The organism is Priestia sp. D3YE.R1 (assembly GCF_049199565.1).
Lineage (GTDB): Bacteria > Bacillota > Bacilli > Bacillales > Bacillaceae_H > Priestia > Priestia aryabhattai.
Window position 1 is genome coordinate 63828 of record NZ_JBLTHW010000002.1, and the last position, 12146, is coordinate 75973.

At 38.2% G+C, this 12146-nt stretch carries 12 protein-coding genes; 8 read left to right on the plus strand and 4 right to left on the minus strand.

Features of this window, described 5'->3' with window-relative positions:
• Positions 1-66: 66 nt before the first annotated feature.
• Entirely contained in the window at positions 67-2670 is a 2604-nt protein-coding gene (clpB, locus tag ACOZIR_RS12670) for an ATP-dependent chaperone ClpB (RefSeq protein ID WP_045291927.1), read from the plus strand.
• 199 nt (positions 2671-2869) lie between these two features.
• The gene (locus ACOZIR_RS12675) at positions 2870-3121 is read left to right on the plus strand and encodes a hypothetical protein (protein WP_045291925.1); all 252 of its coding nucleotides are present in this window, start codon (positions 2870-2872) and stop codon (positions 3119-3121) included.
• Positions 3122-3149: 28 nt separating this feature from the next.
• On the opposite strand, the gene ACOZIR_RS12680 is transcribed toward ACOZIR_RS12675, so the two are convergent.
• Positions 3150-4043, minus strand: a complete 894-nt coding sequence (locus tag ACOZIR_RS12680; RefSeq protein ID WP_421535625.1) for a helix-turn-helix domain-containing protein — start codon at positions 4041-4043, stop codon at positions 3150-3152.
• A 338-nt stretch (positions 4044-4381) separates the two neighbouring features.
• Here ACOZIR_RS12680 and ACOZIR_RS12685 point away from each other — a divergent pair, with 338 nt between their 5' ends.
• A complete protein-coding gene (locus ACOZIR_RS12685) occupies positions 4382-5560 on the plus strand; it encodes a galactokinase (RefSeq protein WP_045291923.1) in 1179 nt (392 codons plus the stop codon).
• A 30-nt stretch (positions 5561-5590) separates the two neighbouring features.
• Positions 5591-7114, plus strand: coding sequence for a UDP-glucose--hexose-1-phosphate uridylyltransferase (gene galT, locus ACOZIR_RS12690; protein ID WP_045291922.1), 1524 nt, complete (start codon positions 5591-5593; stop codon positions 7112-7114).
• Between the two features lie 42 nt (positions 7115-7156).
• Here galT and ACOZIR_RS12695 read toward each other — a convergent pair whose 3' ends face one another.
• Both ACOZIR_RS12695 and ACOZIR_RS12700 read right to left on the minus strand, forming a co-directional pair.
• The gene (locus tag ACOZIR_RS12695) at positions 7157-8041 is read right to left on the minus strand and encodes an NAD(P)-dependent oxidoreductase (RefSeq protein WP_114894177.1); all 885 of its coding nucleotides are present in this window, start codon (positions 8039-8041) and stop codon (positions 7157-7159) included.
• A 202-nt stretch (positions 8042-8243) separates the two neighbouring features.
• Positions 8244-8432 carry a YjzD family protein gene (locus tag ACOZIR_RS12700; RefSeq protein ID WP_013055400.1) on the minus strand — a complete coding sequence of 63 codons (189 nt, stop codon included), beginning with the start codon at positions 8430-8432 and terminating at the stop codon, positions 8244-8246.
• 209 nt (positions 8433-8641) lie between these two features.
• Between ACOZIR_RS12700 and ACOZIR_RS12705 the strand changes: the two genes are divergently transcribed.
• The 3 genes from ACOZIR_RS12705 to ACOZIR_RS12715 all read left to right on the plus strand — a co-directional run bounded on the left by ACOZIR_RS12705 (position 8642) and on the right by ACOZIR_RS12715 (position 10720).
• On the plus strand, positions 8642-9382 hold the full coding sequence (locus tag ACOZIR_RS12705) for a hypothetical protein (RefSeq protein ID WP_013055401.1): 741 nt from the start codon (positions 8642-8644) through the stop codon (positions 9380-9382).
• Between the two features lie 181 nt (positions 9383-9563).
• Entirely contained in the window at positions 9564-10448 is an 885-nt protein-coding gene (locus ACOZIR_RS12710) for an NAD-dependent epimerase/dehydratase family protein (RefSeq protein WP_310878276.1), read from the plus strand.
• Between the two features lie 77 nt (positions 10449-10525).
• Positions 10526-10720, plus strand: coding sequence for a ComZ family protein (locus tag ACOZIR_RS12715; protein WP_013081746.1), 195 nt, complete (start codon positions 10526-10528; stop codon positions 10718-10720).
• Between the two features lie 28 nt (positions 10721-10748).
• Here the strand turns inward: ACOZIR_RS12715 and ACOZIR_RS12720 are convergent, their stop codons facing one another.
• Positions 10749-10949 carry a hypothetical protein gene (locus ACOZIR_RS12720; protein ID WP_045291919.1) on the minus strand — a complete coding sequence of 67 codons (201 nt, stop codon included), beginning with the start codon at positions 10947-10949 and terminating at the stop codon, positions 10749-10751.
• A gap of 256 nt (positions 10950-11205) precedes the next feature.
• Here ACOZIR_RS12720 and ACOZIR_RS12725 point away from each other — a divergent pair, with 256 nt between their 5' ends.
• Entirely contained in the window at positions 11206-12144 is a 939-nt protein-coding gene (locus tag ACOZIR_RS12725) for a beta-ketoacyl-ACP synthase III (RefSeq protein WP_013081747.1), read from the plus strand.
• Positions 12145-12146 lie beyond the last annotated feature (2 nt).

Below are 12146 nucleotides of genomic sequence, written 5' to 3' on the forward strand. Positions count from 1 at the left end.
TTCCTATTGCTGGGTATAATAAAATAAAGGTCAATAAAGGTCAAATGTATCGAAGGAGGATATTCAATGGATATAAATAAAATGACCCAAAAATTGCAAGAAGGCGTGATGGAAGCGCAGTCCGAAGCTATTAAACGAAATCAGCAGGAAGTAGATATTGCTCATTTGCTTTATACGCTTATTCATCAGCAAGATGGTATTGCTCCTCGCATATTAGATCATTTACATATAGATCATCAATCTTTTCAGCAGCAGGTAAATCAATTGCTGGCGAAAAAACCAGCCGTTACTGGAAGTGGAGCTGAAGCAGGGAAAGTTTATATTACAAATAAACTTCAGCAGCTGTTTGTTAAAGCTCAAGAAGAAGCATCTCGTCTGCAAGATGATTATGTTTCAGTTGAGCACATCTTTTTAGCCTTAGCACAGGAACCGTCTTCTAGTGAATATGGCAAGTTATTTTCAAGTCACGGTATAACAAAAAAAGCTCTGCAAGATGTGCTTACTAGCCTTCGAGGAAATCAGCGAATTACAAGTCAAAATCCGGAAGTTACATATGAAGCGTTAGCTAAATATGGAAGAGACTTAGTGGCAGAAGTACGAGCTGGGAACATTGATCCCGTCATTGGACGAGATGGAGAAATTCGCCGCGTTATCCGCATTTTATCGCGAAAAACAAAAAACAATCCAGTTTTGATTGGAGAACCTGGCGTTGGTAAAACAGCAATTGTTGAAGGTCTAGCACAGCGTATCGTTCGTAGAGATGTGCCTGAAGGATTAAAAGATAAAACCATCTTTTCATTAGATATGGGAGCTTTAGTAGCAGGAGCGAAGTTCAGAGGCGAATTTGAAGAGCGTTTAAAAGCTGTTCTTCAAGAAGTCAAGAAAAGCAACGGTCAAATTCTTTTATTCATTGACGAACTTCATACAATCGTTGGAGCAGGCCGTACGGACGGAGCGATGGATGCAGGGAATATTTTAAAACCAATGCTTGCTAGAGGAGAACTTCACTGTATAGGAGCTACAACTCTTGATGAGTATCGTCAGTATATTGAAAAAGATCCAGCTCTTGAAAGACGCTTTCAACAGGTGCTGGTTGAAGAACCTTCAGTAGAAGATACAATCTCTATTTTACGTGGTTTAAAAGAAAGATTTGAAATTCATCACGGTGTAAACATTCATGACCGGGCGATTGTTTCAGCAGCGGTTATGTCAGATCGTTATATCTCAGATCGCTTTTTACCTGATAAAGCAATTGATTTAATTGATGAAGCATGCGCAACCATTCGAACAGAAATTGATTCGATGCCATCAGAATTAGATGAAGTAACGCGACGTGTCATGCAGCTTGAAATTGAAGAAGCGGCATTAAGTAAAGAAACAGATCAAGCAAGCATCACAAGGTTAGAGGCAATTCGAAAAGAAGTCTCTGATTTAAAAGAACGTGCAGATACAATGAAGCTGCAGTGGGAAAAAGAAAAGCAGTCGATTCAAACGGTGCAAGATGTCCGGGAGCAGCTTGAAAAAGCGAAGCGAGACCTAGAAGAAGCTGAAGGGAAATATGATTTAAATAAAGCAGCTGAACTTCGCCACGGACGCATTCCAGCTCTTGAAAAAGAACTAAAACAGCTGGAAGAAACAGCTGCTGAAAAAGCACAAGAAAACCGTTTGTTAAGAGAAGAAGTAACAGAAGAAGAAATTGCTGAAATTGTAGGAAGGTGGACGGGAATTCCGGTATCGAAACTAGTTGAAGGAGAAAGAGAAAAGCTGTTGAAGCTTGAGTCCATTTTACAGCAGCGTGTGATTGGACAGGATGAAGCCGTATCCTTAGTTACAGATGCTGTGATTCGTGCACGGGCAGGAATTAAAGACCCGAACCGCCCGATTGGATCATTTATTTTCCTAGGACCTACCGGAGTAGGAAAAACGGAGCTAGCCAAAACGTTGGCCCATTCTTTATTTGACAGTGAAGAACAAATGGTTCGTATTGATATGTCTGAATACATGGAAAAGCACGCGGTCTCTAGGCTTATAGGAGCGCCTCCTGGCTATGTAGGGTATGAAGAAGGCGGACAGCTAACGGAAGCGGTGAGACGCAAGCCTTATTCAGTCGTTTTGTTGGATGAAATTGAAAAAGCTCATCCCGAAGTATTTAACGTGCTCCTTCAAATACTAGATGATGGAAGAGCAACAGATTCAAAAGGAAAAGTCATTGATTTTAAAAATACAGTCATTATTATGACGTCCAATATCGGTTCTCAATTTTTATTAGACGGTTTAACAAGTGAAGGCGAGATTACTGAAAAAGCCAGAGAGCAAGTGATGGCTCAATTAAGACAGCATTTTCGCCCAGAATTTTTAAATCGAGTAGATGACACGATTTTATTCAAACCGCTAACTGTTCATGAAGTAAAAGGGATTATTGATAAGCTATTGCTTCAGCTTGAAAAGCGTTTATCCGATCGTCATATTTCGTTAACGTTAACAGAAGAAGCAAAAAATTATATCGCAGCCTCCGGGTTTGACCCGGTATACGGGGCTCGCCCTTTAAAAAGGTTTATTCAAAAATATATTGAAACAAAAATTGCCAGAGAATTAATTGCAGGGCAAATTGAAGATTATAGTCAAGTGAAAGTTGACGTAAAAGATGATGAGTTTGTTGTCAGCGTGTAAGTTTTCTAAAAAGGCCATTCATGATAAATTGAATGGTCTTTTTTTGCTATTAAGAGCAGCTTGCCTTTTAAAATAAATAAAAAGAAATGAAAGAAAATACATGAAGGCTAAGCGTAAAAACTTATTCAGTTTTAGGTTGTAGAATATATCTAATTCATTTATGATAATACAAAATGGGCAAAGGAGCATGAATGAGCACATGAAGGACCGTATAGAGCTTATATATGACGAAGCATACGATTTTATAGATCAGGCATTAACTAAAATAAGAGCGCTGGATAAAAATGATCTTCAAACTGAAAATGAAGAAGTGCAGGAAAAGGCAGAACGGACAGAGTTTGCACTTCAAGCTGCACGAGATATTTTAGAAAATATGATTATCCCGGGTAAAAAATTGACTTTTATTTACGAAAAAGGTTCTGTGGTAGTAGAAATTCCCGATAAAAAATAAAAACGACTTCCTTTTATGGAAGTCGTTTTTATTTTGGCAATGCAAAGTGCTCATCAAGGGATGCATCACTTTTTCGATACTGCCCAGGTGTCATATTGGTTGTTTTGCGAAATACTTTTGTTAAATAATTGGCATTTGCATAGCCGACGTTTTCAGCAATTTCTTCGATTGAATACTTGGTTTGATGCAATAGCTCGGCCGCTTTTTGAATGCGAAGCTTCGTTAAATATTGAATCGGCGTAATCCCTGTTGTTTGTTTGAATAACCGGCTAAAATGATAGCGAGATAAATGGGCTGCATCTGCCATCTCATCCGGACCGATTTCTTCATGATAATGGTTGCGGGCAAATAAAATAGAGCTAATGATACTTTCAGGCCAATCCTCTGTAAAACTATCCATGCTTTTAATATATTGATACAGCTCCATTACAAAGCGGTAAGATAAGCTTGAGGCATGAAATGGATCTGCTATATGTTTTTCACTTGCCCGCTTATATATTTGAGCAAGCAGCTGAACAGGTGCTGATTCAGGGTGAAATCGAATTACAGGGGAGTGGGTTGACTGAATATAATCCCAGCATTTTTGTACTTCATCTCCGTATAATGTAAGAAAAATAAACTCCCAGTTTTCACTTTCCTTTGGTAAGTAATAGCGATAATTTCCAGGTATATTGACGATGAATGCTTTTCCAGCATCCACTTTATATTCTTTTCCATCTATTTCAATCATCCCGTACCCAGAAACCGTGTATTGAAAAATATATTTTCCTACATCTTTTCGCTGATTTCCGCTCCAGTTATAAAGAGGAGAGAAAACTTCATCCCATCCAACCGACCAGAGCTGCGCAACTTCGTTTGTGCGGGATTCTAAAAACCTGTATGCGTACGTTGAATATTCTTGAGCTTGGAAATGTGAGAGCAAATTTTCACCTTCTTTTTGAAATAAAGTAGTACTTAATTCTTACTTTAACGTAATCGCTTTCATTTTTCTATAATTTTTTGAAAATATCATGATTATTTTTAGTGAATGTCTCTAAATCTATTATTTTCTTATAATTTGCAAGTCAAAGCTTACATGAAGATAACACCTTTTTGGCGCAAGAGTAGTTCATCATCAATTTAAAAGAATCATTTTTAAAGTGATAAGCAAAAAAGTACCGATTATCGATAGTAATTTTACCATTGAGGCAAGGAAAATTGGACTTTACAATGTACATATGAATCCGTTTCCAAAAAACTACTTAAAATAGGTGATAATAAATGCTGGGAAAATTAATCGAAGAGTTCAAACAAATATTTCATTCGTCAGAAGCTATTCGCTGCTTTTTTGCGCCAGGACGTGTCAATTTAATTGGAGAACATACTGATTATAATGGAGGGCATGTTTTTCCTTGTTCATTGAGTATAGGAACGTATGCGGTAGTACAAAAACGTCATGATCGAAAAATACGTATGTACTCTAAAAACTTCTCTGAAGCAGGCGTTATTGAATCTTCTTTAGAGCAATTAACGTACAAAGCCGAGGATGATTGGGCTAATTATCCAAAAGGAGTAATGGACACCTTTAAAAAGCACGGATATGACCTTCCTTTTGGTTTTGATATCTTGTTTTTCGGCAACATTCCTAACGGAGCAGGGCTTTCATCGTCGGCGTCAATTGAGTTAGTCACATGCGTACTTTTAAATAAAATTCTTGAATTGAATATTGATATGATAGACCTTGTAAAAATGGCGCAGCAAGCTGAAAATGAATTTATCGGCGTAAGCTGCGGGATTATGGATCAGTTTGCAATTGGAATGGGAAAGGAAAATCAAGCCGTATTGTTAAACTGTCAAACTCTTGAATATCATTATAGCCCGCTGCAATTAACAGATGCTGTGCTCGTTATTTCTAATACAAATAAGCGAAGAGGGCTGGCAGACTCAAAATATAATGAACGACGCATGGAGTGTGAAAGAGCGCTGTCAGATTTGCAAACGTCACTTTCCATTACTTCGCTTGGTGATTTAACCAAAGAGCAATTTGAAAAGCACAAATCTTTGATACAAAATGAAGTAGATTGTAAGCGCGCTAAACATGCGATATATGAAAATGAGCGCACAAAAGAAGCGGTTGGTAAATTGCAAAATGGTGATTTAAAAGGGTTTGGTCAATTGATGAATGAATCGCACCGTTCGCTGCGAGATGACTATGAAGTAAGCGGGAAAGAATTAGATGCTCTTGTAGAAGCAGCTTGGTTGCAAGAAGGTGTGATTGGATCACGCATGACAGGTGCAGGCTTTGGCGGCTGTACAATCAGCATCGTAAAAAAAGCACAGGTTGATAGGTTTATTGAGGAAGTAAAAGACGCCTACTATAAGAAAACAAGTTTAGAAGCTGAATTTTATGTGGTTACGGTTGGAGAAGGAGCGCGTGAACTCACATTAGAAGCAGTATAAGAGAAAACAGATAGAGAAAGGAACGAGTGTATGTCAGTCAACATTCATGAAGAAATCACCCGACTTATTCAATATGGTTTACAAAAGAATCTAGTAACAAAATGGGATATAGATGTGGTGAGAAATAAACTGCTGGAAGTGTTAAAACTCGACGAATGTATTATAGTAGAAGTCAAAGAAGAACGTCTGGAACATCCAGCTGCTATTTTAGACAACATGCTTGATTGGGCTGCAGAAAACAATCGAATCGCCGAGAATTCTATCACGTATAGAGATTTATTCGATACCAAAATAATGGGATGCTTTGCAAGCATGCCTTCAGAGGTTAATCGGACATTTTATGATCACTATCAGCAAAGCCCTCAAAAAGCCACAAGCTATTATTATAAGCTGTCAAAAGACATTCACTATATTCGCAGAGATCGAATTGCTAAAAACGAAAGATGGGTAACAAACACTGACTTTGGAGAACTTGAAATTACTATCAACTTATCAAAGCCGGAAAAAGATCCAAAAGCAATTGCAGCAAGCAAATCATTGAAGGAAAGCAACTATCCGCTGTGTCTTCTATGTAAAGAAAATGCTGGTTATGCAGGTCGTATTAACCACCCAGCTCGTCAAAATCACCGGATTATTCCTGTAGAATTGCAGGAAGAGCTGTGGTATATGCAGTTTTCACCTTATGTTTATTATAATGAACATGCCATTATTTTTGCGAGTGAACATACACCCATGCATATTTCAAAGCAAACGTTTAAGCGGCTGCTTGCCTTCGTTGAACAATTTCCACATTATTTTTTAGGGTCAAATGCAGACCTACCCATCGTAGGAGGATCTATTTTAACTCATGACCACTTTCAAGGCGGCTATCATGATTTTCCTATGGCTAAAGCAAAAATAAATAAATTGTTCTCTCTTAAAGCATATCCAAACGTGAAAGCTGGAATTGTTCATTGGCCGATGTCGGTCGTTCGTCTTCAAAGTTCTCACCTTGCACCATTAGTGGAAGCAGCGGATTTCATTTTGAAGAAATGGAAATCATATAGTGATCAAAGTGCCGATATTTTGGCTTTTACAGGTCAAACTCCTCACAATACGGTCACGCCTATTGCTCGGAAAAGAGGAGATTTGTACGAATTAGATTTAGTACTGCGAAACAATCGAACAAACGGCAAGCACCCAGATGGTATTTATCATCCGCATGCAGAAGTTCATCATATCAAAAAAGAGAACATAGGTTTAATCGAAGTAATGGGGCTTGCGGTTTTACCCGGTCGTTTGAAAGACGAAATGAGTCTAGTGGCCAAAGGGTTGGTTCAGAATAACCTGAGTGAGTTAGCCAGCAGACATGATCAAGTGCAAAAACACGTGAAGTGGGCGGAACAAATCAAGAAAAAATATCCACATATTGAAGCGGAAAATGTTCAAGAGATTCTCCAACAAGAGCTCGGTTTGGTCTTTGCCACTATTTTAGAACATGCAGGTGTGTTTAAACAAACTTCTGAAGGGCAGCTCGCATTCAGTCGTTTTATGAATTCGTTAAATGAAGCGTAAATCATTAATAAAAACAGGCAGCTCGTTACGAGCTGCCTGTTTTTATACAGTTAGGGCATGCTGTTTCAAAAGGATATACAGAGCCTGTGTTCCTTTATTATCATCGCCTTGTTTTTCGAGCTGTTCATAAAGTGATTTTGCTAATTTTAGCCCGGGTGTATACAGCTCCATTTCTTCAGCTGATTCAATGGCAATCTTCATATCTTTAATGAAGTGTTTAATATAAAAGCCTGGTTCGAAGTCTCCTTTAATCATGCGAGGAGCTAAATTGCTTAACGACCAGCTTCCCGCTGCGCCTGTTTCAATACTTTTTAGAACGGTATTCGGATCTAGTCCAGCTTTTTCAGCATAAAGTATCGCTTCGCAAACACCCATCATATTAGAGGCTATAGCAATTTGATTGCACATTTTTGTATGCTGACCAGCACCGGCGCTTCCTTGAAGAACGATATTTGTCCCCATTTTTTCAAGAATAGGCGTAACGGCAGAGAATGCTTCAGAATCGCCTCCGACCATAATCGCTAAGGTTGCTTTCTGAGCCCCGATATCTCCTCCTGAAACAGGAGCGTCAAGCGCATGAATGTGCTTCTCTTTTGCTGCTTGATAAATCTCACGAGCAAGTATAGGACTTGATGTCGTCATATCAATTGTATAGCAGCCTTTCTTTGCATTATGTATAATGCCGTCTTTTCCTAAATAAATCTCTTTTACATCGTGAGGGTAGCCTACCATGGTGATAATGACATCAGATTGTTCGGCCACTTCTTGAACGGTTTCTTGCCATTTGGCCCCTTTCTCAAGCAGTGCTTGAGCACGAGTTTTGGTTCGTGTATAAACAAGGACTTCATATCCTGCGTCAATTAAATGCCCGGCCATGCTTTGACCCATAACGCCTGTTCCGATAAAACCAATTTTTTCTTTAGTCACAGCAGTATTCACTCCTACAATTAATAGTTTGATTATTCTAAAATTATACAGTTAAAGTCTGGCATAATCAATGATTATAAATGTATATAAATGTAAAAAATAGCTTCAGTCATTCGTTTTGAATACGAGTTAACGAAAGAAATTGCTGAGAAGAGCTTATGCCAAAAGATAAAAAAAGCGCTGGCTTTACAGCCAACACTTTTTAGTGGTGATTATTTGCTGGTTTATTCGGTACACCCAGTTCTCCAATCAAAATTACAACTAGCGTGAAAACTACTCCAAGGATGGAAGCGGTTGCGAAACTGTAAGTACCGCCCGTCATTGCAGAGATTACGTACACTGCCATATTCATTAGTAAAAAGCCCCAAACAAAAGCCATTACGACACGCATTCTATTCACCTCGTTTACAGTACAGTTTGATTTCATTTTAGCATATAGCAGTCAAATAAGAAATTGAATTTTTTATGAATAAATAAGGGGCGTGTTCCTATATAGAAACAAAAGATCAATAAGTCAGAAATAGGCATTATTCTAGTGCGCTTTTTGATGGTTCTATCATACACTGTATGGAACAACTAGTAAGTTACGGAGGAAGAGCTATGATACATCGACGCTTTTTTAGCTTAGATACGCAATGGAATGTCGTACATGTCCCTGAACGACCGAATGGTTTCGGTGTGTTAGTATTGGGTGATAAAGATCATTTTGTTGAAAGTTCAACTAGCTTATGGATTCAGCACGGCGGAAGGTCACAGCTGTTGCAATGTTTACAAGATGAAGGATACACAGTATTTTATTCCAATTTATATGGCCGGCATTGGGGGTCTCCTGAAGCATATCACCTTGCAAAACAACTTTATCATTTAGTAATGAAACAAGAAATTTTAAATAAACGAATTCATATTTTAGCTGAAGGAATGGGGGCTCTGTTAGCGCTGCAGCTAATGGAAAATGACGGGAATACGTTCATTCGATCAGCTGGTTTGCTAAATCCATGTATTGATCTTCATACGCATGCAGAACATGAAAAAAACAATAAATTCTTTTATAAACAATTCACGAAGGACTTGACTCAAGCTTATAAAGTGGAGCGGAAGCAAGTATCAAAGCTAATTAAGGAGTACCCTTCCGTTACGGAATTAAAATCAACGCTGCCCGTGAAGATATGGACCGCGCCTAATGCCTCTACTCATTATCCAATTGCACACAGTAAAAAATATGAACTACATCGTGAAGAACTTCACTCTCCGATTATGCTTTCACTTTATTTGCCGGAAAAAAACTATTTATTTGAACGGTCCCTTCTCCAATTTTATAAACAGCATGAAAAAGTGTTATAAGCAAAGCTTCTATGATTATACATATCATAGGGGCTTTTTGTATAAGAGATAAAAGGAAAAAAGAGTTCATGATGCTTTTACAGATGAACTTCTTTGAAATAAGGAATGAGTGCTCTCTATAACTATAGGGATTTAAGCTTTTTGTTGAATAAATGATGAATGAAGAATTGGAGGAAGCGATATGGGAAATGTAGTAGTAATAGGGGCAAACCGCTTTATTGGTTTTCATTTATGTATGACTTTTTTAGACGAAGGTACAGAAGTAAAAGGATATACACATTCTGCTCATAAAGAAGAAGATGATTTGCAGGAAGAGATGAAATTTTTCTTAGGGCGAAACGCTAATTATACATCGACTGAAGTAGGAGATTCATTAGATATGATTACCTCAGAAACGGATATTGTCTACTTTACGTATTTCGATGGAGGAGATTTTTATCATCCTGATTTTTTAAGACAAGAAATGCAAAAAGCGCAGCAAGTACTCATTCAAGCGCTTAACAAATGCCGTCAATTCAACATTCGATTTGTGTTTGTTTCTACCATGCGCGTATTTGGAGACCAGCAGCGAAAGATTGAAGAAACAACGATTCCGGAACCGGACAGTAGTGAAGGAAGGCTATACGTTCATTTTGAGCGAATGATAGAAAAATATAAAGATGATGGATGGCCCATTATGATTGTCAGAACGCCGACTCTTTACGGACCTTGGCAGCCTTTGTCAATGTGCTATTCTAAAAATATTGCCGGGTACGAAGAAGCTTTTACCATCATGGAAGGCACGGATTTTATTATTTATATTGAAGATGCGGTCAGTGCACTTAGACGCTGTAAAACTTCTGCATATTCATATGAAGTAGTTCATTTAGTTGAAGAAAAGTTACAGCCTTGGAGTGCAGGAGCAAACATTACTCATATGGAGGTGAAGGAAGAAGCGGCTCAAGAGAAATATGAAATCAGCAGGAAAGCGAAAGAAATGCTGCATTTTTCTTCCAAAGTAACGGCTAAAGAAGGCATTTATCTGCAAAAAAAACATATGAGAACATTCTTTTTACCTCTTCATTAAAAGGAGAAAGTTGTACTTATAGAATAGATTCGCTAATATAAGGAGGAATAAATGTTTTTAATAAAGGAGATTTCACTATGGAAGAGCAAAATATGCAATTCATGCAAATTGCAATGAAGTACTTGCCAGAAGCAAAGCAGATCTTAGATGAAACAGGCGTTGAGCTATCAATGGAACACGTACAGCCGGTATTGACATTACTGACAAAAGTAATGAACGACGCCTATGAGCTTGGCAAGCAAGATGCGTTAGCTGAAAATGAAAACAACTAAAGAAAACAGCTCGGTAGAATCCGAGCTGTTATTTTTGTTTGGAAAATAAATCGACTAAAGGGGCAAACTGTTTAAGAAGAGGAGCTAGTTCTTCGACGGCGAGTACAATTTCATCGATTTGTTTAAATAATCTTTCCCACTCCTCTCGCTCTCTTTCTTCTCTTGATTTTCTGCGCCCAGCTCCAAACATAAAATCAGAAAAAGCTTCATTTCTTTGTCTTCTTGCCATGATACTCATTCCTTTCACTATTTTAATGGAGGGTAAGTTCTTACCTAATGTCCCATACTAGAGTAAGAGGGACCCGTATGATTACTATATGTAGCATGATAGATACCTGAGTAGGACGAACACCCATATAGACAAAAAATAAAAAATGAAGTAAAATTAGTACCAACTCATAATAATTGATTATATAATCGATAAATGAAATGACGGATATAGGTTTTATAGGAATATAAGCCTTTTATTTAAAGGAGAGGTTGATATGAACGCTGGTGTTCTAGGAATTGGACGTTATGTACCAGAGAAAGTTGTAACAAATTTAGATCTTGAAAAAGTAATGGATACATCAGATGAGTGGATTCGTACGCGCACAGGTATTCAAGAGCGCCGAATTGCAGCCGATAACGAGGACACATCTGATTTAGCTTATAAAGCAGCAGTTGAAGCTTTACATAAAGCTAACGTCGAGGCAGAAGATATTGACATGATCATTGTTGCTACGGTAACGCCAGATCAACCGTTTCCTACAGTATCATGTATGCTGCAAGAAAAATTGGGAGCAAAAAAAGCAGCTTCTTACGATGTGAGTGCAGCATGTGCAGGGTTTATGTACGGCATGATTACAGCTAAGCAATTTATTGAAACCAATGCTTACAAGCATATATTAGTGGTCGGTGTAGAAAAGCTTTCTAAGATTACAGATTGGGACGACCGTAACACGGCTGTTTTATTCGGAGACGGAGCAGGTGCAGTTGTAATGGGACCTGTATCAGAAGGACGAGGTATTTTATCCTTTGAACTAGGATCCGACGGCACAGGAGGCAAGCACTTGTATCAAAACGAGCTTGATCATATTGTCATGAACGGACGCGAAGTATTTAAGTTTGCTGTTCGACAAATGGGGGAATCTGCTGTTAATGTAATTGAAAAAGCAGGTTTAACAAAAGAGGATGTTGATTTTCTTGTACCTCATCAAGCGAATATTCGTATTATGGAAGCTGCAAGACAGCGATTAGACTTGCCTGAAGAAAAAATGTCTAAAACAATCCAATACTACGGCAATACATCAGCAGCATCGATTCCAATTTCAATTGTGCATGAGCTTGAAGCAGGGAAAATTCAAGATGATGATTTAATTGTAATGGTTGGCTTCGGAGGCGGTTTAACATGGGGAGCTATTGCTATTAGATGGGGAAAATAACA

Excerpts from the sequence above, each read along its gene's own strand:
- ACOZIR_RS12710 (WP_310878276.1), top strand. The coding sequence starts at position 9,564 with ATGGGAAATGTAGTAGTAATAGGGGCAAACCGCTTTATTGGTTTTCAT.
- ACOZIR_RS12720 (WP_045291919.1), bottom strand. The coding sequence starts at position 10,949 with ATGGCAAGAAGACAAAGAAATGAAGCTTTTTCTGATTTTATGTTTGGA.
- galT (WP_045291922.1), top strand. The coding sequence starts at position 5,591 with ATGTCAGTCAACATTCATGAAGAAATCACCCGACTTATTCAATATGGT.
- ACOZIR_RS12675 (WP_045291925.1), top strand. The coding sequence starts at position 2,870 with ATGAAGGACCGTATAGAGCTTATATATGACGAAGCATACGATTTTATA.
- clpB (WP_045291927.1), top strand. The coding sequence starts at position 67 with ATGGATATAAATAAAATGACCCAAAAATTGCAAGAAGGCGTGATGGAA.
- ACOZIR_RS12685 (WP_045291923.1), top strand. The coding sequence starts at position 4,382 with ATGCTGGGAAAATTAATCGAAGAGTTCAAACAAATATTTCATTCGTCA.
- ACOZIR_RS12700 (WP_013055400.1), bottom strand. The coding sequence starts at position 8,432 with ATGCGTGTCGTAATGGCTTTTGTTTGGGGCTTTTTACTAATGAATATG.
- ACOZIR_RS12725 (WP_013081747.1), top strand. The coding sequence starts at position 11,206 with ATGAACGCTGGTGTTCTAGGAATTGGACGTTATGTACCAGAGAAAGTT.
- ACOZIR_RS12715 (WP_013081746.1), top strand. The coding sequence starts at position 10,526 with ATGGAAGAGCAAAATATGCAATTCATGCAAATTGCAATGAAGTACTTG.
- ACOZIR_RS12705 (WP_013055401.1), top strand. The coding sequence starts at position 8,642 with ATGATACATCGACGCTTTTTTAGCTTAGATACGCAATGGAATGTCGTA.